Consider the following 25,738-nt stretch of genomic DNA (forward strand, 5'->3'; position numbering starts at 1 on the left):
CCGGCAGATTCTGCCGACTGGCTTCTAAACAGCTTCGAACGCTAAAAATAACTAGTGGGACGCATGTAATGGAAATAATCAAACAGATCAAAGAAGCAGAGCAGCAGGCAAAGCAGATCGTCGAAGACGCCAAGGCCCAGGCCGCGCAGATGCACGAAAAGGCCCGCAAGGAGCAGAGACAGCAGACCGAGCAGGCCCAGGACAGCCGCCGCACCCAGATCAACGCTGCCGTCGAACAGGCCGAGCAGGATGCCCAGAGTGAAGTCGAAAAGCTCAAACAGGACGGCCAGGCCGAAGTCGAACAGCTCAAGCAAAAGGCTGGCTCCAAAATGGACGCCTGTGTCGACAAGGTCCTCAGCCATCTGACTGACTAAACCGGACTCGAAACGGTCGACCACGCTGCCAACTTTCCGAATCATCCCAGGCAGATCCGACCGCTCGAAATAGAAACAATATTTAAATTGCGGGAATCATTATGGCAATTGCCCAGATGAAAAAAATAATGATTGTCAGCCATCGCAAAGAGGCTGATCAGTTGCTGGAGGCCCTCCAGCAGGCTGGCATCGCGCAGGTTCTCGACGCCGAAAAGGCCATGGTCACCAAGGACTGGCCCGAGCTCACCGTCGAAGGCAAACGCCCCCGGGAACTCGAGGACATGATCAGCAGGCTCGAAACTGCTATCGGCTTCCTCAACGCCCATTATGCAGGTGACCAGAAACAATCCCCGCTCCGTCCCCTCGTAGAGGTCCCCGCAAAACAGTACGAGCGGACCGTAAAGAGCAAAGAATCCTTCGACTTCCTCGAGACCACCGAAGCCAACGCAAAAAAGATCGAAGAGCTTCTCAACCAGAAGGACCACCTTCTCGCAGTCCACAGGACCCTCCTCCCCTGGAAAGACATGCAGGCCGACCTCGCGGACCTCGGCTCCCTCGAAACCGCCGAATGCTTTGCTGGCCTGATACCCGATAAAACATACGAAGACGTCGTCTCACAGCTCGCCGACCTCCACACAGCCGTAGAAAACGTCGGCAAAGCAGACGACCTCAACGCTTGCATCATCGCGACCCTGCCCGAAAACACCACCGAGGTCCAGAAGGTCCTCCGTAATGCCGATTTCGAACAGGTCACCTTCGAGAACATGACCGGCACGCCCGCCGATAACATTCAAAAGACGGAACAGCAGCTCAAGGACGTCAACGCCCAGCTCGACCAGGCCAACAAGACCGCCGCCGAGCTCGCCGAAACGCGTCTTACCCTGCAGATTCTCTTCGACTACTATTCCAACCTGCTCGGCCGCGAACAGGCACGCATCTCCGCCCCTTCGACCGAGCACGCACAGATATTCGAAAGCTGGGTCCGCAACAAAGACTACTCAAAACTCAAAAAGATCGTCGCCGACTTCCCCGCATCCAGTGTAAACGAAATGTCCCGCGGCGAAGACGAAAAACCACCCGTCGAGATCACCAACAACCGTGCCATGCGTCCCTTCGAGGTCATAACCCGCCTCTACGGCATGCCCCAGCACACAGAAGTCGATCCGACGCCGTTCCTAGCGCCGTTTTTCGCGATATTCTTCGCGCTCTGTCTCACAGACGCCGGCTACGGAATCATCATCTTTGCAGCTTGTGCATATCTTATGCTCAAAATGCAGGGCGACAAAAAACTCATGATGCTTCTCGCTATCTGCTCCGTCCTCACTGTCGGCGCAGGCGCAATGGTCGGCGGCTGGTTCGGCAACGGCTTCGTCGAACTCGCCAACGCCTACCCCTCCGTCCTCGGCTGGCTCGAACCACTGACCGAAAGCCTGCTCGTGTTCGACCCCCTTGAAAAACCAATGATATTTTTCGCAATCGCTTGCGGCCTGGGCTACTTCCAGATCATGTTCGGCCTGGGCGTAGCGATGGTGCACAATATGATGCAGAAAAACTGGGTCGCCGCCCTCTGCGATCAACTGACATGGATCGTAATGATCAACTCGCTGGCTATCCTCCTCGCTTCAAAGATGGGCCCGGTAAACCCGGCAGTAGGCTCGTTCTTCGGCAAAGTCGCCATCCTGCCCGCAGCCGTAATACTCTTCCTCAGCCAGCGCGAGGGCCCGATCGCCGGCCGACTCGGCATGGGTGCTTACAATCTCTTCAGCACGATCTTCTACCTCGGTGACGTACTCAGCTATCTCAGGCTCATGGCCCTCGGTATGGTTACCGGCGGCCTTGCGATGGCGATCAACGTCATGGCAAAAACAGCCTTCGACATGATACCAATAAAGATCCTGGGTGTGATCATCGCCATACTCGTACTCATCGGCGGACACCTGTTCAATACCGCCATCTCGGCCCTTAGTGCATTCGTGCACACGATCAGGCTGCAGTACGTGGAATTTTTCCCCAAGTTCCTCGCTGGCGGCGGAGCGGATTTCACTCCGCTATCCAGGGTACACAAATACACCCAACTCAAAAAGGAATCGGCAGAATAAACTTGTCATTTTCAAATGCGATCCGTATTGTAACGCGGATGCATATAAAACATCGTTATCAGCAATAGTAAGTAAACGAAAGGGATTCAAATGGAAGGTTTGGGAAACGCTTTAGCTTTGATTGGTGCCGCCACAGCAGTTTTTGCAGCCGGTGCAGGTTCCGGTATCGGCATCGGCCACGCTGCCAGAAGTGCAACTGGTGTACTCACAGACAAGCCGGAACGCTACGGCCTTAACTTCATCATGGTTGTACTGCCAGGTACCCAGGGCTTCTACGGCTTCCTCGCCGGCTTCCTGGTACTGCTCAACATGAACGTCCTGGGCGGCGGCGACGTCCTCCAGCTCACTTGGCAGCAGGGACTCCAGGTCATCGGTGCTTGTCTGCCGATTGCCATCACAGGTCTCATCAGTGCCATCCATCAGGGTAAAGTTTGTGCAAGTGGTGTCCTCATGGCTGCCAAAAGACCCGAAATGGCGTTCAAGGCCGGTGTTGTATACGCAGTTATGGTAGAGGTCTACGCCGTACTCGGTCTGCTGATCTCCATGTTCGTTATCCTCATGGGTATCAACTGGCCAACTGCCTAAAAAAATATGTAACGGTTTCACGGCCATCCCGGCCGGGCCGTCGCGGTGATCGATGTCGCCTCGGCCTCGAAACCGCTATCAAAAGTTTTGACTTGCAATACAGGTAAACGATATGGACGCCAAAGAGGTTGTATCCAAAATACTCGCTGAAGCAAACACCGAAGCTGACTCTATAAAGGCCGATGCCGAACAAAAGGTCCGGGCCCAGAAAGAGCAGTTCGATGCGAAGATGGACCGCTTCAAAAAAGAGTCCGACGCCAAAGCCGAAAAGGCCGCCGAAGAGGCACGACAGCAGCAGCTCGCAGCCGCACGCATGGACATTAAAAAACAGAAGTCCCAGGCAAAGGCTCAGCTCCTCAACGATGTCTTCGAAAAGGCCCTCGACGAACTCGTCGCCATGCCCGATGACCGGTACAAGGACCTCATGACAAAGCTCATGATCAAGGCCGCTCAGACAGGCGACGAAGAAGTCATCATCGGCAAAGACGAAAAACGTATCGACGAAAACCTCGTCAAAAACGTTAATCGTCAGCTCGGCTCCGACAAGAAGGGCAGCTTGAAGCTCGCTTCAGAACGTGCAGACATCAAGGGCGGCTTCATCCTTTCTCGCGGCAAGATCAATGTCAACGCCTCCGCACAGGTCCTCATCGAACAGGCCCGCGAAGAGCTCGACATTGACATCGCCTCCGAGCTGTTCGAAGACTGAAGCTCCGCCTGAGAATAAATAAGTGCTCCAGGTCGCACCCAGATACGTGCGGCAAAGAAAAGAGTAGAAAATGAAAGCTATAGACGAACAATCTGCTATCGAGTTTCACCGGTACCCGCCCATCGGCGGCGAAGACTGGTCGTTCGCCTTTGCGACCGCTCGCGCTCGCGTGCTCGACACCACGTTGCTCACCCGCTCCACCTTCATGGACATGATCAACGCGCCGAGCTTCTCCGAAGCGCTCGCGGCCCTCAGCTCCACAGACTACGCAATGGGCGAAAGCATCGACAACTTCGCACAGGTCGAACAGCGGCTGCTCGAGGTACGTACCGAAACACGAAGCACCTACGCCAATCTTCTACCCGAAGACTACGTCGAGCTGCTCCGTGCCCGCGAGGACTTCAAGAACATGCGCCTCGCAATCCGCCGTATCGTAACCGAACGGCCCATCGGCACCGAATACAGCAACGATGGCAACGTTCCCGCCGAAGACTTCGAAGACATCTTCGAAAAAGAAGACTACAGCCGTTTCCCACTGTACCTTCAGGAAGGCGTCGAACAGGCCATCCTCGGCTACTACAACACCAAGGATATTCGCCAAATCGACTACGGCATCGACCGCGCACAGGCAGCATACAACATCGACAAGGCCCGAGAACTCGACAGCGTCTTCCTCCTGTCCCTGGCCCGAATGAACATCGATCTGGACAACATCCGCACCATGCTCAGGCTCAAAATGGCCGAACGCTCCGAACGCGACCTCTTCATCGAAGGCGGTTTCGTCGACATCTCAAAATTCGTCCAGGGCCTCGACGCAGGTTACGACACCCTCGGCACCATCTTCTTCAGCACACCATACGTCGAGATCATCGAAGAGGGCGTTAACTACCTCAACTCGAATCATTCGTTCCTCGGACTGGAACGAAAATGTGAAGAATACAAACTCGGCTTCCTGCAGTCGACCTCCTCGATCGCAGCAGGCCCCCAGCCCGTTGTAGCTCACTTTATACGCAAAGAATCCGAGATACGTGCCGTCCGCATGGTCCTCTCCGGAAAGCACAACGGCATGGATACCCAATTGATCAAGGACAGGCTGCCGTATCATTAACAGCCTGCAAACGCCTGCCGGCAAACGCCCGCAGGCAATAACGAAATAGAGGCTTAGCTTATGGAATCAAAAGTAGCAGTATTAGGCGGTGCTGACTTTACGATGGCCTTCAAGGCTCTCGGAATTGACACCTTCCCCGTAGAGTTCAACGAAGACTCCGTCACAAAAGCGGCAAACGAAGTACTCAAGGAAAAGTACGGCCTGGTCGTCGTCGCCGAAAACGTCGTCGAACTCGCCCAGCCGCTCCTGGAAAAGTCCGCCGGCCACGCGACACCCTGCGTAGTCGTCGTGCCGTTCCTCGCAGAACCGTCCGGCGTCGCAACCGCCGCACTGTCCAAACAGCTTAAGCTCGCAACTGGTATCGACATCCTGGCGGGCTAGCCAGTTAAATATAAAAAACGAAAAACTCAAAATACACAGTTATTTATAGTTGAAGGTTTAGATATGAGCGAAGTACAGACCGGTAAAGTCGTCAAAGTAGCTGGCCCTGTTGTTACGGCCCAAGGCATGGTCGGAGCACGGATGTACGACGTGGTCCGAGTTGGTGAGGAAAACCTCGTTGGAGAGATCGTCGAACTCCACGGCGACAAGGCCAACATTCAGGTATACGAAGACACTACAGGTGTCGGCCCCGGCGAAAAAGTCATAAACACCGGCGCCCCACTCAGCGTAGAGCTCGGCCCTGGTCTCATCTCAAGTATCTACGACGGTATCCAGCGTCCTCTCGACCAGCTCAGAGAAAAGCAGGGCGACTTCATCCTCCGCGGTTCGGATCTGCCCGGCCTGCGTCGCGACACCAAATGGCAGTTCAAGCCGGTCGTCAACGACGGCGACACCGTCAGCGAAGGCGACATCGTTGGTGAGGTCCAGGAATCCACCCTCATGCTCCATAAGATCATGGTTCCCCCAGGTGTCAACGGAACCGTAAAGGGCATCAAAGAGGGCGAATACACCGTCGATGAACCTGTCGGCAAAGTACAGACAGAAAACGGCGACGAACACGAACTCAAGCTCATGCAGCAATGGCCCGTCCGTACCCCCCGAAAAATCTCAAAACGCCTCATCCCCAACGAGGTCCTCATCACCGGCCAGCGGGTCGTCGACTCGTTCTTCCCGATCAGCAAGGGCGGAACAGCCTGCGTACCGGGACCCTTCGGCACAGGTAAAACAGTCGTACAGCACCAGCTCGCAAAATGGGTAAACGCAGACGTCGTCGTCTATGTAGGCTGCGGCGAACGCGGTAACGAAATGACCGACGTACTCCGCGAGTTCCCCGAGCTCAAGGACCCGCACTCAGGCGAACCGCTCATGAAACGTGTCGTCCTCCTCGCGAACACATCAGACATGCCCGTGGCCGCTCGTGAAGCGTCAGTTTACACAGGCATAACCATCGCCGAGTACTTCCGCGACATGGGCTACTCCGTCGCGATCATGGCCGACTCCACAAGCCGATGGGCAGAAGCTATGCGTGAAATTTCGACACGTCTCGAAGAAATGCCCGCCGAAGAAGGCTACCCAGCCTACCTCGGCGGCCGTATCGCATCCTTCTACGAACGTGCGGGCCGCGTACAGTGTCTCGGCGGCCCGGACCGCGAAGGCGCACTCTCGATCATCGGCGCTGTAAGCCCTCCCGGCGGCGACCTCTCCGACTCGGTCGTACAGGCCACACTCGCCGTCGTTAAGGTATTCTGGTCGCTAAAGTCAAAGCTCGCTCAGCAGCGTCACTTCCCTGCTGTCGACTGGCTCACCAGTTATTCCTTCTACAAACAGTACCTCCCCGGCAGCTTCGATGACGAAGCAATGGGCGAGAAAATGGCAAAGATGACACAGTACGCAATGGAGCTGCTCGAACAGGAATCCGAACTCGTCGAGATCGTGCGTCTCGTCGGTGCAGAGTCCATCTCCGCAAAGGACAGAATGGTCCTCGAGACCTCAAAGTCCCTGCGTGAGGACTTCCTCCACCAGAACGCCTTCCACAAAGTCGACACTCACACAAGCATCGAGAAGCAGTACTACGTCCTCGAAGCCATCCTGCATCTGCACGAACAGGGCCTCGCTGCCATCGAAAAGGGCGTCGAAACCGACGACATCTTCTCACTGGGCGTACGCGACGACATCGCAAAAGCCAGCTTCATCCCCGAAGAAGAAATCGACAAGATCAAGGCTCTCGACGACAAGATCGACGAACAGATCGGCCAGCTAAGCCCGGCCGGAGCCTAAACAAAGAATATATTACGACACGAACCCCAAACATAAATAAGCGGGAGTTATAAAATGCTAAAAGAGTACCAAACAGTGAGCGAAATTGCTGGTCCACTGATGCTCGTCGAAGGCATCGAAGATGCCAAGTACGGCGAGATCGTCGACATCAAAATAGCCGACGGTTCCACCAGGCATGGACAGGTACTGCAGGTTGAAAATGACAAGGTCCTCGTTCAGGTCTTCGAAGGCACCGAAGGTATCGACGTCTCAAGAACTACCGTTCGCTTCCTCGGCAAGCCCATGGAACTCGGCCTCTCAAGCGACATCCTCGGCCGCGTCTTCAGCGGCATCGGTCGCCCAAACGACGGCGGACCCGAGATCATCGCAAAGAAAAAGCTCAACATCAACGGCAACCCCATCAACCCATACGCTCGTGACTATCCCAACGAGTTCATCCAGACCGGTATCTCCACCATCGACGGTCTCAACCCTCTCGTGCGTGGTCAGAAACTGCCCATCTTCTCCGGCTCCGGTCTGCCCCATGATGAGATCACCGCTCAGCTCTGCCGTCAGGCAAGCGTACGCGGCAAGGGCGAAAACTTCGCCGTGGTCTTCGCAGCAATGGGTATTACCTTCGAAGCCGCACAGTTCTTCATCAACGACCTCACCGAAACAGGCGCCATCGAACGTGCCGTCATGTTCATCAACCTCGCCAATGACCCCGCAATCGAACGTATCGCGACCCCGCGTATGGCCCTCACAGCCGCCGAGTACCTCGCATTCGAAGAGGACATGCACGTACTCGTCGTACTTAACGATATGACAAACTACTGCGACGCTCTCCGTGAGATCTCCGCAGCACGTAAGGAAGTACCCGGCCGCCGTGGTTACCCCGGCTACCTCTACACCGACCTCGCGACACTGTACGAACGAGCCGGACGTATCAAGGGCCGCAACGGTTCCATCACGATGGTGCCCGTACTGACAATGCCCGAAGACGACAAGACCCACCCCGTTCCTGACCTCACCGGTTACATCACCGAGGGCCAGATCATCCTCGGCCGTGGTCTCCACCGAAAGGGCGTAACACCGCCTGTCGACGTACTTCCGTCCCTCTCGCGTCTAAAGGACAAGGGTATCGGCGAAGGCAAGACACGCGAGGACCACGCGGACCTCTACAACCAGCTCTACGCCGCATACGCACGCGGCAAGGAAGCACAGGAACTCGCCACCATCCTCGGCGAAGCGGCACTGTCCGACGAGGACCGCAAGTACATGCAGTTCGCAAATCAGTTCGAGGCCCGCTACATCGGCCAGGACTGGTACGAAAACAGAACGGTCGAACAGACACTCGACCTCGGCTGGGATCTGCTCTCGATGTTCCGCGACAACGAACTCAAGCGTATCGATGACGAACTTATCGAAAAGTATATGCCCCAGTTCAGAAAACAAAAAGACCAGTCCAGCGACCAGGAATAGTTTGGTTGAATCCGGAGTATTTGCATGCTTAACGTTAGTGCAACAAGAATGGAGCTGCTTCAGCTCAGAAGGCGCGTCGAACTCGCCGCACGCGGCCACCGCCTGCTGAGCCAGAAACGCGATGAAATTAGTCGCCAGCTCGTAAAAATATCGTCCTCGATCCGCGAAATTCGAAACAGCGTCGAAAAAGAGCTGCTCGAAACCACCCGACGTTTCATGATGGCACGCGCCACCATGGAACCCGAGGACATGCGGGCCGCCATCGATGTGCCCACAAAAAAGTTCAACCTCGCAATATCCTTCGCCAGCATCATGAGCGTCAAGGTCCCCGAACTTACCAAGGACATCTCAGGCGACATCATGTGCTACGGCTTCTCGTCCACCAGCGGCGAACTCGATGTCGCCCTCCGGGCACTCGAAAGGGCGTTTGACAACCTCATCGAACTGGCAGAACGCGAAAAACAGGCACAATTGCTTGCCCAGGAACTCCAGAAAACTCGCCGACGGGTAAACGTTCTCGAACACGTCGTAATCCCCGAGATCAAGGAAACCATCAAGTACATCTACGACAAACTCGGTGAAGCCGAACGAGATAACGCGAGTAGACTAATGAAGATAGCCGACATTATCCGCGGCTAAGGGGTTGATTTTTAAAACGAAGGCCGGTATCCTATGGGTACTGGCCTTTTTTCTTTTTACCCGGCCACGTAAAACGCGGGAACAAAAACCAAAAGCTCCGGGTAAAAAGCGGTAACATGCCCGCCTGCAATACTCGCAGGAAGGCAAAAAGGCGACATACTGATTGGGAGATTTAAGAGTAGAGATGGCACGCGATAAGATTGCGCGCCTCACTGCCCTTTTTCTATATATGGCTAAAAAACTCAAAAAACGCAAAGCCAACGGCGGACCCGCAAAGTCCTTCATGACCGTCGGCCCCACCCTGCATTACAGCCACACCAACGTCCACAAACGCTGGGCACTCGCGCTGACCCTTTTCATCATCGCGTGCGCATTCTGGGCCGTCCTATTCTCAGGCTCACCTTACCCCGAAAACATCCCCGCTCTTTTCAACGCCGAAACATGGTCCCTCGGCCAGCACACCACCCAGCCGCTCAGCATCTTCGAATACCCCTGGCACATCGAGGTCCTCGCGCTCCTTCTCGGCATCATGATCGCCGTACCCCTGCTAATTTCCCAGCTCCTCAGTTTCCGATACAGCATCCCGTTCATCCTCGCCGTCTTCTTCATCGCACAGATGCCCCTATTCGCCGCGACCCTGCTCATAAGCTGTATCGCCGTCGCATGCAGACCCCTGCGTTTCCGATCACGCTTCATCGCTCTCGCCCTCTGCACCGCACCCCAGCTAATTTACCTCGCACTCCTCGGCGGCGCCGAACAGCTCTCCCCCGTCGAATGGGGAATCTCATACGCACCCTGGTTTCTCGCCTGGCTCACAGCCTTGCTCATAACAGGCGCGGTCATCCTCGTCGGCCATTACACACGCTACCGTCCCGGCCTCACTTGGACCGCCACTGCGATCTCCCTCGCAGCAGCATTCATAATCTTCCAGACAACAATCGGTTTCGCCGAGCTCGACTACCGCCTATACGTCGCAGGCAACAACCCCGAAGAGATCCGCCAGTTCCACGACCACAAACTCACCGACAACATCGACGCCGCCCTCGAAAACCCCAAAACCCGAGCCCTCCTCTCACGCGGCTTCTACCCCACCGAACCCATCCAGCTCCGCCAGGAGCTAAAAAAAGATATCGCTGTAAACCTCGCCTATGACCGCTGGCCGAAATGGTTCGATGTTACCGACAATCTCAACTACCAGGCCAAACGCCAGGAAATACTCCTGCAGATCGACCGCTTCATCCGCGAACGCCCCCACTGCGACCGCATGCCCATCGCCCTCTACTACAAGGCCATGCTCAACGAATGCTCCCCCGACATCCGCACCTTCCAGCAAACCGAGATACTTCGCTTCTACAACGATTATGCCCACTGGGAAAACCAGCCCATCTGGGAACGTCTCTACGAAGAGTTCCCCCAAAGCCCCGAGTCCCTCGAAGCCCGCCGACGTCTCGCTTCACACCTCGCCGCCAAAGGCGAATTCGACCGCGCACGCCAGTACTGCGACACCGCTCTGGCGCTGCTCAAGCAGGCAAAGCCGACCATCATAAATAATACCAGCTTCCTTGGCGTGTTCTCTAAACCCGAAAAGACCGCCATGACACGCTTCAAGCTCAAGGATCTAAAGCTCCACCTAAAGGAACTGCAATGGCTCATAAGCCCTGAAAATCTCACCGAAGACCCCCAGTCTGCCCAACGGCTCGCTGAGTTCGTCCGCCTCAACCCATACAAGCGCGACTACCCGGCCCGCCTTGACGAACTCCTCGCAAAGATAACCGAGGAGGACCCCCTCCACGACAACATCATGCTCGCAAAAACCATGATCATATCCGACACCCAGCTCCGCAGCAAAAACCTCAAGGAGCTCAGCGTCAACTACGCAGGCACCGACGGCGGCACACGCGCCCTCTACGAACTCGGCCTGCTCAACATCAAGATATGGAAAGAACAGCACGAACAGACCGACTTCAAGGTCGAATGCCTTGCCAACGCCCGAAAGTACCTCCGCCAGTTCATCGAAACCTACCCCGCAAGCATCTACCGCAACGAAGCCGAAGAAAAACTCGACAGCCTCCCCACATCATCAGCCTGAGCTATGCCCCTCCTGCTGCCGCACTCCCTAGCCGCATAATTTCATAGCCCGCCGAGAACGAACCCAACTGGATGTTCGTCGTAGACGCGGCTGTAAAATCCTGCGGCGGCTTTCACCACGCAACATCCCCCCAAAAAACATTGTCATTGCGAGGAGCGAAGCGACGTGGCAAACTCAACCGCACAGTAAAGTTGGCATAATAATAACAAGCGAAACTCTTTTTGCAATTCCCGCGCCCCCCCGAATCCACCATTGAAACCGCCGCAAAAAAGACTGTCCCCCCGGCCTCCGAGCCGACAACGTAACGCCTCACGCACCCACAACCAAAAACAATTGCACACTCATCAACCGCATGCAGCCGCCCAAAACGCGAGCGTCGACTAAGACGCGAGTCCCCACGCAAACGCCACCCACATCAACCAAACGTCATCCGCACAACCCAACCCTCACGCCCATTCTGCATCAGCCTACCGCTTCCGCCGTCTCGCCCGCCTCGCCTGATGCTTGATCCTCTTCCGCACCTGCCCCCTGCTCAGCTTCTCCGAATCCCGCCTCTCCCACAGCTCCAGCTCCTCCCTCAACCTGAAAAAGTTCGCCAGCCGCTCCTCATCCAGCCGACCCTCCTCCACCGCCGCCTTCACAGCACACCCCGGCTCGTTCTCATGCATGCAGTCCCGGAACTTGCACTCCTCCGCGATCTCCTGAATATCGTCAAACGCTCGCCCCAATCCCCGCTCATCCGTCCGCATATGCAGCTCGCGCATCCCCGGATTGTCTATCACCGCACCTCCCTCAGGCAACACGATCAGCTCCCTGTGCGTCGTCGTATGCCTTCCCCGTCCATCCTCCGCCCGCACGTCCTTAACCTCCTGCCGCTCCATCCCCAGTATCGCATTGATGATCGTACTCTTGCCCACACCCGAAGACCCCAGCATTGCCACCGTCTCCCCGCTCCCCATATACTCCTTCAGCCCCGCGATCCCGTCCCCCTCGATCGCGCTCACGCACCGCACATCCACCTCCGGCGCGATCTCCCGCACCTGCTCGACATACTTGCCCGTATCCTCGCACAGGTCCGACTTGTTTATCACCACCACAGGCCGCGCCCCGCTGTCCCACCCCAGCACCAGGTACCGCTCAAGCCTGCGAATGTTAAAATCCTGCCACGCATCCGTTACCAGAAACACCGTGTCGATATTCACCGCCACCACCTGCTCATCCTCGCTCAGCCCCGCGCTCTTCCGCGAGAACTTGCTCTTCCTCTCCAGCACCGCCTCGATAAACGCCCGCCCTTCGTCCCTCAGCTCACGCACCGCCACCCAGTCACCCACCGTCGGATACTCTGCCTTGCTCTTCGCACGATACGCGATCTTCCCCGCCATCTCCGCCTCGACGTCCGAATCCCCCGTACAGACCAGGTACCCCTTGCGATGCTCCCGCACCACCCGCGCCGCCCGCAGGCCCTTCGCCCGGTAAGGCTCAAAGCTCTTCTCAAAAAACTCGTTCCACCCTAACTCACGAAGATCGATCAAATCAAAACCTCTCATTCCCTGTTAAATTCCGGGCTCATTATTCCTATCTCCAGAAGAATAATACACCACCCGCCCGAATTGTCAACTACTCCCTGGCACTCACCCGCCGAACGGTCACCCGCAAAAATTTCCAAGGCACCCCAAATCACACACTTGCCCGCACCGCTCCACCTGCCTTATCATTGATTCCCGCAGAACATATCGGGGGCATTACATGAAACTCAGCTTAATGATAACCACGGCAATAATGCTCACGCCCGCTCTCTGCCCTGCATTCATCAACGTCGAACCAACTTCCCTCGAATTCAACTGCGACCCCAACACACCCCTCCCGCTCTCAGCACAGCTCAGCGTCTACTCCGACCCCGCTCCAATACCATTCACCGCCGACCCGAACCACCCCAGCACCTGGCTCAGCATCGACCCGCAGACCGGCTTCACCGCCACCGACCCCAACGACCCCGCCGTCCTGACAGTCTCCGTCACAACCGATGGCATACAACCGGGAACATACTCCAACACCATCTATTTCACATCCTCCGCCGACCCAAACACCTTCGCCGTCCCCGTCACCCTAAACTACGCAGGCCCTCAGCTCGAGGTCCAACCAACCCAACTCGACTTCCTATACGACCCCAACGATCCCAACACCACCACCGCCGCAACACTCACCATCACAAACAACGGCACCGGCCCCATGCCCTGGTCCGCCTCCGAATCCGACCAGTCATCACCCTGGCTCAGCTTCAACCCAGCCAGTGGAACCCTCCCCGACGACCCCAACGCCTTCCGGACCATCACCGTCACCGCCGATCCCAACGCAGTCCCCACCGGCTTCTACGCCACCGAACTCGTCATAGTTGCACCGACCGCCAGCCAGAGCCCCAACAGCATACCGATAACCTTCGACACCGTCGGCGGCATCCCGCCCGAGCTCATCGCCGACCCCGCTCAGTTGTCCTTTTCCGCCCTCGAAAACGGCGAACAAACAACGCAGACCCTCTATCTCGAATCCACATCCGCCGACCTCGACTGGCATATCGAACCCGCCCAACTTCCCGACTGGCTCACCGTCTCACCCCTGACAGCAACAGCATCGAGCACCTTCCCCCAGCCCGTCAGCATCACCGTCGACCCAGCGGCCCTCACCGAAGGCACATATACCCACGATCTGCAGATACTCTGCCCCGCTGCGGCCAATTCACCTCTCTCTGTCCCCATCGAATTAAGCATCCACGCGCTCCAGCCCATCCTCCACGCCGACCCGACCGAATTCACCTTCGTACACAACTCCCAGCCGCCCCAGCCCCAGACGCTTACCATCTCCAACATCGGCACCGGCAATTTCACCTGGACCGTCGATCCCAATCAGCTTCCCGGCTGGCTCAGCGTCTCCCCGCTCTCCGGCAAGCTCTCCACCAACCAGTCCGAACTCCTCACCCTCACCGCAACCGCCGAAAATCTGCCCGACGGCATCTACTCCACTTACTTCGACATTCTCGCACCCTCCGCCCTCAACGCGCCGGCAACCATAACGGTTCGACTCAAAAAATCTGATCATATCACAGTCCCCGATGATTTCCCAACCATCCAGGCCGCCGTCGATTTCGCCTCCCCCTACGACACAATAGCCATCGCTCCCGGCACATACACCGGCCCCGGCAATGTTGACATTACCCTCGCCGGTAAACCCCTCACCATCACATCCGAGCAGGGCCCCGACGTAACCATCATTGACTGCACCAACTCCGCCCGCGCCTTCCTTCTAAACGTAAACGAAACTCGCGACACCATCATCGAAGGCCTCACTATCACTAACGGCTACGCCCACCAGATCGGCGACAGACTCACATACGACGGCGGCGCCATCTACTGCTTCAACTCCGACCCCACCATTCGCAACTGCGTCTTCACCAACTGTTTCGCTGCATCCCGCGGTGCAGCCGTCTACGCTTGCCTCTCATCTCCCGCCATCACCGACTGCACCTTCACAAACAACCGCTCCGACAAAGGCACCGCCGTCCACGGCAGCACCGGCCCCATCACCCGCTGCACCTTCACAAACAACACCGCAGACGTCCACGGCTCCGCCGTCGCCCAGCACTTCGGCCCCATCACCGACTGCCGCTTCTACCAAAACTCCTCCTTCGCCGGCACCCTCGCCCACTGCTACGGCCCAATAACCAACTGCCTCATTACCGCCAACACCGCCCAGATCGGCGGCGCCGTCTACCGCTCACCCACCGACATTACCAACTGCACCATAGCCTACAACACAGCCTCCCGAGGCGGTGCCGTCGCCGACTCATCCGCCCGCATTACAAACTGCATAATCTACTACAACACCGCCGACACCCACTCCCAGCTCTCAAACTCAGCCCAGCCGACCTACAGTTGCATCCAATACTTCTCCGTTCCCAACACAACAAACACCGCCGCTCCGCCTTACTTCACAAACGTCTTCGACCCCATCTCCCCAGGCTCCGATCTCACCCTCCTCCCTTCCTCACCCTGTATCGACGCCGGCCTCTCCGATTCCACCCTCATCGACCTGCCAGAATCCGACCTCGCCTCCAACCCCCGCTCACTCGACGGCAACGGAGACACCATCCCCGCCGTAGACATGGGCGCCTTCGAATATCTACCGCCAATCGAACCGACACTTAATGTCTCACCCACCGACCTCACCTTCACCGCGTACCCCGACACAACCTCCGACCTCACCCAAACACTCCGCATCGCCAACCTCGGCCCCAGCACCATCGACTGGCAGCTTACCATCCCGCCCGCCGCAGGCTGGCTCACAGCTTCCGCCACTGCAGGCTCAACCGCCCAGCCGCCCGACCTTGTCACCATAACCGCCTCCCCAGCCGCCCTCACCGAGGGCCTCCATACCGCAACCATCACCGTCACCACCACTGCCGATACCTTCGAGATCCTCGTCACCCTCCGCGTCGGCCCCGTCCGCGTCCCCGCTCACTACCCCGACCTTTCCTCAGCCATCTCAGCCGCCCGGCCCCACGACACCATCCTCGTCTCCCCCGGCACGTACGCCGGCCCCGCAAACCGAAACCTCAACTTCACCGGCAAACCCCTCACCCTCCGCTCCACCGCAGGCCCAGCCGCAACCGTCATCGATTGCGAAAACCTCTCCCGCGCCTTCACCTTCAACCACGGCGAATCCTCCGACTCCCTAATCGACGGCTTCACCATCACTCACGCCTCCGCCCCTCTCGGCGCCGCCCTCTACTGCGCCAACGCCGAACGACCGACCCTCACCAACTGCATCTTCACCGCCAACACCGCCGACCAGGGAGCCGCCGTCTACAACCACGCAGGCTCTATCTCCTCCAGTTCCTTCTCCAACAACCTCGCCGCCGCAGGCCCCGCCATCGCCTCTTCAACGTCAACCATAACCGACTGTACATTCACCGACAACACCGCAACCCGCATCGGCGGGGCGATAACAACCTCCGACCTCACCATCACCAACTCAGTCTTCACCGCAAACTCCGCTCACCTCCGCGGCGGCGCTATAGCAAACTCCACCGTCAACCTTACAAACACCACCTTCACCGCCAATGACGCCCGCACAGGCGGCGCGATTGACCAAAGCAGCATAACCATCGACTCCTGCACCTTCACCCAAAACACAGCAAACTTCGGCGGCGCCATTGCAAATTCCATCGGCCCGATCATCAACTCCGCCTTCCTCAACAACTCCGCACTCTCCACCGGCGGGGCGGCCTACACCCTCAACTCCAACATCACCAGCACCACCTTCGCCCACAACACCGCCCTATGGGGCGCCGCCCTTGCCAACCACAACGGCACGCTAACAAACCTCACCATCGCCAACAACATCGCCGACCTCGGCCCTGCCGCATACCTCACCAGCGCCCAGCCCGTCATTACCAACTCCATCATCTGGAACAACTTCGCCGTCCACGGCCCCATCATACGAATCGACCGCAACGCCGAACCCACCATCGCGTACTCCGACCTCCAGACCCCGCTCCCGTCCGCCGATCCGTCTATTCCCAACTCCGGCCTCATCTACCTGCCCACGAACTTCACCGCCGACCCGCTCTTCGCGGACCCCAACAGCTCCGACTTCCACCTCCTCTCCGCCCACGGCCGCTATGACCCCTACCTCGCCGCCTGGCTGTACGACACCCTGACCTCGCCCTCCATAGACGCAGCCGACCCATACGCACCCTGGTACCTCGAACCCTTCCCCCACGGCAACCGCGCCAACCTCGGGGCATTCGGCAACACACCCCACGCATCAAAATCCCCGAACCCCTCCAACTTCCACCCCGACCTCACAGGCGACAGCTTCATAAACTTCGCCGACCTCGCCCGCTTCACCACCGACTACAACGCCTTCCCCAACAACCCCAACCAGCCATACGCCTCCGACTTCAACACCGACACCACCGTCGACCTCACCGACCTCATCATCCTCGCCGACCACTGGCTAACCCAAAACTGAAAACGAATCAACCGACTCAACCCCAATATAATAATTGCGTTCTTTTTCCCACCACCCCGTTTGTCATCCGCCTCACCCGGACCCAGCATAAAAGAACATCGCGAAAAAAGATTGTCATCCCGGCCTCCGAGCCGGGACCCAGCATAGAAACAGTCGTCGCGAAGCGACCTCCAAATTAGCCCTTCATACCATCGGCACCCCAAACGATCATCCGCATCACACCCATAACACCCACCGCCCGTAGCGACTGTTATTAAAATCAAGCCGAATTTGGCTTCCATTCTTCATTTTTCGCCAGCATAAAATTGATTATCGTGAGCAGCTTTCGCATACACGCAACCACCGCTGTCATCTTCGCCTTGCCGTTTTGTAGTAACCGCCTGTAAAACTTCCTAATCACCGGATTATGCTGTATCGCCACCAACGTCGGCATAAACAGCCGCGTCCTGACCTCCTTGCGTCCACCGCCGGTAGTACGCTTGCCCCGCATCAGGCCGCTGTCACGATTCATCGGCGCCACCCCCACAAGTGATGCGATCTGCCTGCGGTTCAAGCTGCCAATCTCCGGCAGTTCCGATACGATCATTGAAGCAGTCACTTCGCCAATTGCCGGTACGGTTCTCATTTTAATTACCTTTTCTCGAAGCTGCGGATCATCATCAATATGTTCAGCCATCGCGGATTCGACTTTGCCAATTTCACGTTCAATCGTTTTTACCACCGCCTCGACACTGCGTCTTATTGCCTTCTCGAAAACATGCTCGAGCCGGTTACGCTCTGCCGTCCTCATATCAACCAATTGCCTCCTGCGTGCCGTCAGAGCCTTTAATTTGCACATCTTGCGATTGATCCTTCCTCTTACTTGCGGCCTCAACGCCGATGCATACCAGGCAATGGTCCTTGCGTCGATCTTGTCGGTCTTGGCTATCTTGCCGCAGGCCCGGCCAAAAGAACGGACTCGACTGGGATTTACAATAACGACTGGAAGCCCGCTGTCCTGTACCGCCAGTGCAAGCTGCAGCTCATAACCGCCAGTGGATTCCAGCACCACCAGCGTCGGCTCTACTCGCTCTAACATCTTGACACATTCTGCAACTGCCTGCTGATTGTAGTCGAAATGGCTGACCTTCCCATCGACGCCACAGCAAACATCAAAAAAGTACTTCGAAACATCGATTCCAACAAAAAGTTCCATGTCAATTCCCTTCCTTGCAAATGCGGGTTCATCTGTTAAGATGTCCCTTGCGACTGTTCGGGTTAAAAACACGTCTGGACAGCGGATCAGGCTACCTTCGGGCTCAAGGCCCCAGGGTGGGACGATCTCGCTGCCCGTGATCGGTTGGTTGCCTGCAGGCAACCAACCGACCCGAACATTAACTCGTTCGTATCCAAACGTCGCTTTAATACATTATACAAGGGTGGGCCATGCCCACGCAACCCAACGCCTACACGCACCACCCAACGACACCGCACAACCCCCGCAAACGACACCGCACCCAAACTGTCCCTCATCACAAAAACTCGCACCCACGCCAAAAACTGTCATTGCGAGGAGCGAAGTGACGTGGCAACCTCAAACCTCACAAAAAAGATTGCTCTTCCATAACAAGCATACCGCACCGCTCAATCGCGTCCAGCACCACACTCTTATCATTGCGAGGAGCCGAAGGCGACGCGGCAATCTCCAGCTTTACTAAAAAGTTAGCTCACCCACAACACGCATACCGAACTACCCGTACCCACACCAAAAAAATGTCATCGCGATCAGCGAAGAGACAATCCCAAAATATACCCAAAAAAACGCACAGCTTCATCTCCCCAATTCTGCACGAAATCCGTTGCCCGGCCAAGCCCATTATGCTACATTCACCGGATGCTGCACAAACTGAAAAATCACTGGTCCCGTCCCGCCGGCTTCCGCGAGGTGCTAGTCATCGCCATCCCGCTGATCCTCTCCACCGGTGCGCACGGCCTCAAAACCTTCACCGACCGAACCTTCCTCACTTGGTACGACTCCAACGCCATCTCAGCATCCATGCTCGCCGGCATGGTCGCTTTCACCGTCATGAGCCTCTTCCAGGGCGTCGTCGGCTATGTAAACACCTTCGTCGCACAGTACACCGGCGCCAAACGCCACGACCGAGTCGGTCACGCAGTCGGACAGGGCGTCTACCTCGCACTCCTCGCCGGCATGGTCATGCTCCTTCTCATCCCCTTCGCTGACTATTTCTTCGCACTCGTTGGACACTCCCCCCAGATCCAGCAGTACGAATCCGCCTACTTCAAAATAATCTGCATAAGTGCAACCCCCGCCCTCGTCTCCATCGCCATCTCATGCTTTTTCACCGGCCGCGGCAGAACCCGCCTCGTAATGTACATAACCCTCACCGGCACCGCCCTGAACATCATCCTCGACTACATCATGATCTTCGGCAAGTTCGGCTGCCCCCGCCTCGGCATCGTCGGCGCAGCCTGGGCGACCGTCCTCTCCGCCACCCTCCAGATGACCCTGTTCCTCTACTTCTATCTCGCTCCCGTCTACCGCCATAAATACTCCACCCTCAAAGGCATCAAGCCCGACCGCCTCCTCTTCGCCCGCATGATCCGGTTCGGCCTGCCAAACGGCCTGCACTTCTTCCTCTCTATGATCTGCTGGACACTCTTCTTCGGTCTCTCAGGCAAGGTCTCGGAAACCGCTATGTCCGCCACCGCTGTCGCCATGCAGATAAACTCCCTCTCGTTCATGCCCATGTTCGGTTTCGCAATGGCCGTCTCCACCCTCGTCGGCCAGCGACTCGGCTCCGACCAGCCCCACCTCGCCCAGCGATCAACATGGTCCGCCTTCGCCATGACCGGCACATACATGACAACCCTCGCCGTCGGCTACATCGCCGTTCCCGACCTGTTCATCTTCCCTTTCTCCTCGAACGCCGACCCCGAACAGTTCAACCGCATAATACCTATCATCAGAACCATCCTGCTCTTTGTCTCCGTCCACGCCATCTGCAATACCGCGAACATGATGTTCTCTTCCGCACTCAAAGGCGCAGGCGACACCCGTTTCGTCATGATCTCCTCCGTCTCACTCGGCTACCTCCTAATGGCCATCCCCGCCTGGATCGCCGTTCGAGCAGGTGCAGGCATCTACACCCTCTGGGCCCTCTCGACACTTTACATGCTAACCATCGCATGCGTCTATTTCACCCGCTTCATTCTCGGCAAATGGAAAACAATGCGAGTCATAGAATCCGCCCCAAACGCGCCCCCAGCCAACGCCCCCTCACTCCCAGTAGACGACATAGAATTACCGTACCCAACAGACGACACAACTGACAACCCCCACGAAGAATCCCACCCCCAACCAGTCTCAAAAGCTCAACAATAGCTCCCACCCGCAGAAAAGCCCATCCAAACAACCCGTCTCCAGCCGTTGCAAAAAAGAGTGTCATCCCGGGCTTGACCCGGGACCCAGCATAAAACAGCCGTCGCGAAGCGACTCAATTCTCCTTTGGCCAATTGTTAAACGTCTCTCTATCCCTACCCCTTATCCGCAAAAACATGCCTCCTCATGAACCACAAAATCGCCGACAAGATCAACGAAAAAATGATCAGCTCATTTAAGAGGTTCCAACCGGCATCAACGCCCACGAGATAAAAAAGTACATACGACAGCACCCCTAATACATAAAAAGCATCAAGCAGTTCCTTCAAAAAACGCCATCGCAGCCCTGCACAATAACTTACGGCCAAAACCATCCATGGTGCAAGTCCACCGTAAGCGAACGTTTTTGCTAGCCTTTGCGATTCCGGCATATCTACCTGGTAAACAAACTATGCCGCAAATAAAAACAGCAACCCTGCCAAGATATCCCATATTATATTTGTCTTGATAATCACTGGCCTAGTTTCCTTGCTCATCCACCACCTCCATGACAACCTCAACCCCTTCGATCACGTTTCCATCTATCATCGGCAGCAAATAAGGCAACTCCTCCTTCTCCTGCAAGACCTCACCTCCCGTCCTTTCCGCAACCTTATTCGCGGCCCCGATTATCCGTCTCGCCCTATAAAGAGACTCCTCGCTCACCAGCGGCACACGCTTCGGCTTCACTTGCACCGCCGACCCCGTCCGGTTCGCCAGAATATCCACAAAGAAATTATATCCGCACTTCTCAGGATTAGCCTTTACCAGGTAATTCAATATTCCTCTAAGCCCGTTACCCTGAAACCCCGCCAGCTCAAACCTTCCCTCTTCATCACTGCAAGCCTTCACCACCTGCTGCCCATAACGCTTCTTTATAAACCGTTCCTCCTCAGCAGTTTCTCCGGTTGGTCCGTTATACTTCGGTGCCGTCACCCCTACAACTTTCACGCCCGCCAGCGTCTTCCCGTTTGTATCACGCACCCACCCCCGAACCGTAATAAAATTATCCTTCAGCAGCCCCAGCCTCACGACCCTGTCCCCCCGATTCAGATCGATACTATGGCTCTCATCACGAGCAACCACCTGTTTACCCGTCCGCTCGTTCTCTATAACCTTCTCCGCATAAACCTTATAATATCCCCTCGGCAGTTCATCAAAACTGAACTTCCCTTCCTCGTCCGCAACCGCCTCTCTCGTGACATCCCGGCCAACCACCCTCACCGTCGCCCCAACAGCGGGCCCACCTTTCCCCGGCCCGTCAAATAATATCGCATTTAGTTCCTTCTTATCCGCTGCCCCCTCCAGCTCCTCAAACCATTCCTCCCAGGTCGAACTCAACGCAGGCCCGTCAACACTCCCTGACAACCTGTAAACCTGCTCCTCCTTCTCGTCTGACTTCTCAGCACGCCCATCTCCCTCTACCGCCACACACCAGCCGCAAACAAATAGCGACGCAATAAAAACCAACCCGTCACAACGCATAACTCTGCTCCTTTGATAAATCACCATCTATTACGTAACCAACTCACCATCCCGCCAAACATATTCACGACGCTGCCCCGAGATCATCGCCAGGCTGCCGTCAGGCACTTCATCGAGAGCAAATGACCCCATCTTTTCATGATCTGGATTCAGTTCTATTGAAGTAATTTTAAAACTTGTCTTCGCCTTATTATAGTATCCCCCGGGCAATATAGAATCATCCGTTATGCGATATGCAACCGGCACCCAGATGTCCTCAATCAAAGCGAACTCTTCAACAGCATAAGTTCGCCTGGCCCACGTTCCCTTCGGCATCACTTTGCCCAGCCTGTCTATATCACCCGCGTCCAGATCGAATTTGGCTCTGACCACATTATATCCATGCTCCGGGTCCAGCCAAAGCTTGTAATACCCATACTTGCTGTCAATACTGACCACATGACATTGCGAACCTTTCATTTCTTGCCGCCCGTGAACCCGAACCTTTCCTTTCGCACCCCCGACGATCTTTTCAATACTCCTCGGCCCCTCTTCGCAGAAACCGATAACTCCTGCTAAAGGCGATTGCCTGAAAGAGAAGGGCGACAGATCTGTTTGCTCATCAACGAATGTTTTTATCACTGTACCATGCTTGATACTGGAATGCTCCTTCACCCTGATAAACGAAAAAGCCTCCTCTCCATCATACAGCATCCGATTGTAGTGATACTTGTCGCTTCTAGTGCCGTTTCCAAAATATAATTTTAACTTTTCCATGATTTAAGACTTGCGCCATGCATAATCTGGTATTATATAGAATGACACGAAGAAATAATTTCACGCTTACAAGCAGAGAAAGGGATTTCTTATGTGTCTGTACGCCAGAGACCTCAGTACCAGTGAAGGCCAGCAAATTCAGCGGATACTCCGCAGCAGCAAAAGCCGAATCAAGATTCGTCGCGGCCAAGTCATTCTTGCCTCTAACCAGGGCTATAAAGTTCCTGCTATCGCCGAGCTGGTTCACTATTCGCCGCACCATGTCAGGGTCATCATCAAAGACTTTAACCAACGCGGCCTTAAGGCGTTGGAGCCCAAGCCCCGGCCGGGAAGACCGCCGGAGTTTACCGAGGACGACAAGGCCATTATTGCCGAGACTGCAAAATGTCCGCCCGACCTTCTGGACTGCCCTTTTAAGCGGTGGTCACTGGAAAAACTGCGTGAATATCTTGTCCAGGAAAAGATCGTTCCTACGATCAGCATTGAAACACTCAGGACCATCCTGCATGAAAAGAAGGTCAAGCTCCGGCGGACAAAGACATGGAAAGAGTGCAACGACCCCGATCTCAAGTCTAAAAAAAACTGATTCGCAGATACGTAAACCAGCCCGCTTCAAACGGGCCGACCATATCATTCGACGAGTTCGGACCGCTGGAGGTTCGTCCTCAGCCGGGCCAAAATTACTGTCATACCGACCATCCCAAGAGGCTGCCTGCGACCTATACCCGAAAACACGGCGTTCAGCACTGGCTGGCGTTTTACGATGTCCATCAGAAAAAGCTCTGGGGATATGTTCGGCCACGCAAGCGGCATCAGGAGTTCTTGGAAGTTTTGAAACTGACCAGGAAAAAGTGTCCGGCAAACCAGCGGATCCATCTGATACTGGACAATTTTTCGCCGCACCGCAAGGACAAGGTTCTGCGGTACTGTCGCGAGAACAATATTCATCTGATCTGGACGCCGACCAACGCATCATGGCTAAATCCTATCGAATGTCAGTTTACCCATGTTAAGGAATTCGTCATACGCGGAACTAATTATCAAAACCACCATGAGCTTAAAATCGCTCTGAATAGATACGTAGCATATCGCAATAAAAAAACTCAGCAAAAGCGAAACTTAGATAATTGAAACGGCACTAGTGCCGTTTCAAAAATATAATTTTAACTTTTCCATGATTTAAGACTTGCGCCATGCATAATCTGGTATTATATAGAATGACACGAAGAAATAATTTCACGCTTACAAGCAGAGAAAGGGATTTCTTATGTGTCTGTACGCCAGAGACCTCAGTACCAGTGAAGGCCAGCAAATTCAGCGGATACTCCGCAGCAGCAAAAGCCGAATCAAGATTCGTCGCGGCCAAGTCATTCTTGCCTCTAACCAGGGCTATAAAGTTCCTGCTATCGCCGAGCTGGTTCACTATTCGCCGCACCATGTCAGGGCCATCATCAAAGACTTTAACCAACGCGGCCTTAAGGCGTTGGAGCCCAAGCCCCGGCCGGGAAGACCGCCGGAGTTTACCGAGGACGACAAGGCCATTATTGCCGAGACTGCAAAATGTCCGCCCGATCTTCTGGACTGCCCTTTTAAGCGGTGGTCCCTGGAAAAACTGCGTGAATATCTTGTCCAGGAAAAGATCGTTCCTACGATCAGCATTGAAACACTCAGGACCATCCTGCGTGAAAAGAAGGTCAAGCTCCGGCGGACAAAGACGTGGAAAGAGTGCAACGACCCCAATCTCAAGTCTAAAAAAAACTAATTCGCAGATATGTGAACCAGCCGGCCTCAAACGGGCCGACCATATCATTCGACGAGTTCGGACCGCTGGAGATTCGTCCTCAGCCAGGCCGGAATTACTGTCATACCGACCATCCCAAGAGGCTGCCTGCGACCTATACCCGCAAACACGGCGTTCAGCACTGGCTGGCGTTTTACGATGTCCATCAGAAAAAGCTCTGGGGATATGTTCGGCCACGCAAGCGGCATCAGGAGTTCTTGGAAGTTTTGAAACTGACCAGGAAAAAGTATCCTGCGAACCAGCGGATCCATCTGATACTGGACAATTTCTCGCCGCACCGCAAGGACAAGGTTCTGCGGTACTGTCGCGAGAACAATATTCATCTGATCTGGACGCCGACCAACGCATCATGGCTAAATCCTATCGAATGTCAGTTTACCCATGTTAAGGAATTCGTCATACGCGGAACTAATTATCAAAACCACAATGAGCTTAAAATCGCTCTGAATAGATACGTAGCATATCGCAATAAAAAAAATCAGCAAAAGTTAAACTTAGATAATTGAAACGGCACTAGCATTGCCACAAACAGCGTCCCAATTATGTTGCCAGCAATACTGTTGTAAGATTTATATACAACAGTTGAGTCATCCTCATGAACTTTACGCAGCGGAAAATGCATCCAGTCACAGCCGCCTTCTTTCGCGCCCCAAGACCTGCTCGACCACCACGGCACCGTACCCTTGCGCCACACCCGGCACCACCGATAACCACGCGAACGCAGAATCCTTTTGGCTTCTGTCTTAGACTCCGCACGAACCATCCCCCGCTCCTGTACCCAGCCGCAAAATGCCTGAAAATCAAATTCCATCTCATCGCACCAGAGTTAAAACATCGATCGCAACGGACAAATCAAATGACGGGAAGCCAAACCATTATACCGACAATTCTGCTTCCCCCAAAAACAATCCCGCCAGTTTGTCCGAAATTAATATTCAAACATGCACCCACTTCCCACCACGCTCAC

21 protein-coding genes are annotated in these 25,738 nt (G+C 55.6%); 16 read left to right on the forward strand and 5 right to left on the reverse strand.

The window, feature by feature from the left end:
• Nucleotides 1-68 precede the first annotated feature (68 nt).
• The 10 genes from STSP2_RS05565 to STSP2_RS05610 all read left to right on the forward strand — a co-directional run bounded on the left by STSP2_RS05565 (nucleotide 69) and on the right by STSP2_RS05610 (nucleotide 11,281).
• On the forward strand, nucleotides 69-374 hold the full coding sequence (locus tag STSP2_RS05565; RefSeq protein WP_146660653.1) for a hypothetical protein: 306 nt from the start codon (nucleotides 69-71) through the stop codon (nucleotides 372-374).
• Nucleotides 375-475: 101 nt separating this feature from the next.
• Complete coding sequence (locus STSP2_RS05570; RefSeq protein ID WP_146660655.1) at nucleotides 476-2,473, forward strand: V-type ATP synthase subunit I; 1,998 nt, start codon at nucleotides 476-478, stop codon at nucleotides 2,471-2,473.
• Between the two features lie 90 nt (nucleotides 2,474-2,563).
• Nucleotides 2,564-3,058 carry a V-type ATP synthase subunit K gene (locus STSP2_RS05575; RefSeq protein ID WP_146660657.1) on the forward strand — a complete coding sequence of 165 codons (495 nt, stop codon included), beginning with the start codon at nucleotides 2,564-2,566 and terminating at the stop codon, nucleotides 3,056-3,058.
• 112 nt (nucleotides 3,059-3,170) lie between these two features.
• A complete protein-coding gene (locus STSP2_RS05580) occupies nucleotides 3,171-3,764 on the forward strand; it encodes a V-type ATP synthase subunit E (RefSeq protein ID WP_146660659.1) in 594 nt (197 codons plus the stop codon).
• A 70-nt stretch (nucleotides 3,765-3,834) separates the two neighbouring features.
• The gene (locus tag STSP2_RS05585; RefSeq protein ID WP_146660661.1) at nucleotides 3,835-4,872 is read left to right on the forward strand and encodes a V-type ATPase subunit; all 1,038 of its coding nucleotides are present in this window, start codon (nucleotides 3,835-3,837) and stop codon (nucleotides 4,870-4,872) included.
• Between the two features lie 60 nt (nucleotides 4,873-4,932).
• Nucleotides 4,933-5,253: a V-type ATP synthase subunit F gene (locus tag STSP2_RS05590; RefSeq protein ID WP_146660663.1), complete on the forward strand. Its 321-nt coding sequence runs from the start codon at nucleotides 4,933-4,935 to the stop codon at nucleotides 5,251-5,253.
• A gap of 63 nt (nucleotides 5,254-5,316) precedes the next feature.
• Nucleotides 5,317-7,092, forward strand: coding sequence for a V-type ATP synthase subunit A (locus STSP2_RS05595; RefSeq protein WP_146660665.1), 1,776 nt, complete (start codon nucleotides 5,317-5,319; stop codon nucleotides 7,090-7,092).
• A gap of 54 nt (nucleotides 7,093-7,146) precedes the next feature.
• Nucleotides 7,147-8,553, forward strand: coding sequence for a V-type ATP synthase subunit B (locus tag STSP2_RS05600; protein WP_146660667.1), 1,407 nt, complete (start codon nucleotides 7,147-7,149; stop codon nucleotides 8,551-8,553).
• 24 nt (nucleotides 8,554-8,577) lie between these two features.
• Complete coding sequence (locus STSP2_RS05605) at nucleotides 8,578-9,192, forward strand: V-type ATP synthase subunit D (protein ID WP_146660669.1); 615 nt, start codon at nucleotides 8,578-8,580, stop codon at nucleotides 9,190-9,192.
• A 184-nt stretch (nucleotides 9,193-9,376) separates the two neighbouring features.
• The gene (locus STSP2_RS05610; protein WP_169853015.1) at nucleotides 9,377-11,281 is read left to right on the forward strand and encodes a tetratricopeptide repeat protein; all 1,905 of its coding nucleotides are present in this window, start codon (nucleotides 9,377-9,379) and stop codon (nucleotides 11,279-11,281) included.
• A 467-nt stretch (nucleotides 11,282-11,748) separates the two neighbouring features.
• Here the strand turns inward: STSP2_RS05610 and rsgA are convergent, their stop codons facing one another.
• Nucleotides 11,749-12,828: a ribosome small subunit-dependent GTPase A gene (gene rsgA / locus STSP2_RS05615; RefSeq protein WP_146660673.1), complete on the reverse strand. Its 1,080-nt coding sequence runs from the start codon at nucleotides 12,826-12,828 to the stop codon at nucleotides 11,749-11,751.
• Between the two features lie 199 nt (nucleotides 12,829-13,027).
• Between rsgA and STSP2_RS05620 the strand changes: the two genes are divergently transcribed.
• A complete protein-coding gene (locus STSP2_RS05620; RefSeq protein ID WP_146660675.1) occupies nucleotides 13,028-17,308 on the forward strand; it encodes a BACON domain-containing protein in 4,281 nt (1,426 codons plus the stop codon).
• Nucleotides 17,309-17,567: 259 nt separating this feature from the next.
• Here STSP2_RS05620 and STSP2_RS05625 read toward each other — a convergent pair whose 3' ends face one another.
• The gene (locus tag STSP2_RS05625; protein WP_146660677.1) at nucleotides 17,568-18,503 is read right to left on the reverse strand and encodes an IS110 family RNA-guided transposase; all 936 of its coding nucleotides are present in this window, start codon (nucleotides 18,501-18,503) and stop codon (nucleotides 17,568-17,570) included.
• A gap of 678 nt (nucleotides 18,504-19,181) precedes the next feature.
• Between STSP2_RS05625 and STSP2_RS05630 the strand changes: the two genes are divergently transcribed.
• Nucleotides 19,182-20,693 (forward strand): MATE family efflux transporter, encoded by a 1,512-nt coding sequence (locus tag STSP2_RS05630; protein WP_146660679.1) that lies wholly within the window; start codon nucleotides 19,182-19,184, stop codon nucleotides 20,691-20,693.
• A 516-nt stretch (nucleotides 20,694-21,209) separates the two neighbouring features.
• On the opposite strand, the gene STSP2_RS05640 is transcribed toward STSP2_RS05630, so the two are convergent.
• On the reverse strand, nucleotides 21,210-22,214 hold the full coding sequence (locus tag STSP2_RS05640) for a carboxypeptidase-like regulatory domain-containing protein (RefSeq protein ID WP_169853016.1): 1,005 nt from the start codon (nucleotides 22,212-22,214) through the stop codon (nucleotides 21,210-21,212).
• A gap of 30 nt (nucleotides 22,215-22,244) precedes the next feature.
• A complete protein-coding gene (locus STSP2_RS05645) occupies nucleotides 22,245-22,970 on the reverse strand; it encodes an outer membrane lipoprotein-sorting protein (RefSeq protein WP_146660685.1) in 726 nt (241 codons plus the stop codon).
• A gap of 91 nt (nucleotides 22,971-23,061) precedes the next feature.
• On the opposite strand from STSP2_RS05645, the gene STSP2_RS05650 reads away from it, so the two are divergent.
• The 4 genes from STSP2_RS05650 to STSP2_RS18035 all read left to right on the forward strand — a co-directional run bounded on the left by STSP2_RS05650 (nucleotide 23,062) and on the right by STSP2_RS18035 (nucleotide 25,277).
• Nucleotides 23,062-23,556: a helix-turn-helix domain-containing protein gene (locus STSP2_RS05650; RefSeq protein ID WP_146660687.1), complete on the forward strand. Its 495-nt coding sequence runs from the start codon at nucleotides 23,062-23,064 to the stop codon at nucleotides 23,554-23,556.
• A 65-nt stretch (nucleotides 23,557-23,621) separates the two neighbouring features.
• Nucleotides 23,622-24,101 (forward strand): transposase, encoded by a 480-nt coding sequence (locus STSP2_RS18030; RefSeq protein WP_418202207.1) that lies wholly within the window; start codon nucleotides 23,622-23,624, stop codon nucleotides 24,099-24,101.
• A gap of 136 nt (nucleotides 24,102-24,237) precedes the next feature.
• Nucleotides 24,238-24,732 (forward strand): helix-turn-helix domain-containing protein, encoded by a 495-nt coding sequence (locus STSP2_RS05660; RefSeq protein WP_146659256.1) that lies wholly within the window; start codon nucleotides 24,238-24,240, stop codon nucleotides 24,730-24,732.
• 11 nt (nucleotides 24,733-24,743) lie between these two features.
• Nucleotides 24,744-25,277, forward strand: a complete 534-nt coding sequence (locus STSP2_RS18035; RefSeq protein ID WP_169852969.1) for a transposase — start codon at nucleotides 24,744-24,746, stop codon at nucleotides 25,275-25,277.
• Here the strand turns inward: STSP2_RS18035 and STSP2_RS05670 are convergent.
• The gene (locus STSP2_RS05670) at nucleotides 25,250-25,582 is read right to left on the reverse strand and encodes a hypothetical protein (RefSeq protein ID WP_146660689.1); all 333 of its coding nucleotides are present in this window, start codon (nucleotides 25,580-25,582) and stop codon (nucleotides 25,250-25,252) included. The two genes, STSP2_RS18035 and STSP2_RS05670, sit on opposite strands and share 28 nt — an antisense overlap.
• Nucleotides 25,583-25,738 lie beyond the last annotated feature (156 nt).

It is taken from the genome of Anaerohalosphaera lusitana, from assembly GCF_002007645.1.
Taxonomy (GTDB): Bacteria; Planctomycetota; Phycisphaerae; order Sedimentisphaerales; family Anaerohalosphaeraceae; genus Anaerohalosphaera; species Anaerohalosphaera lusitana.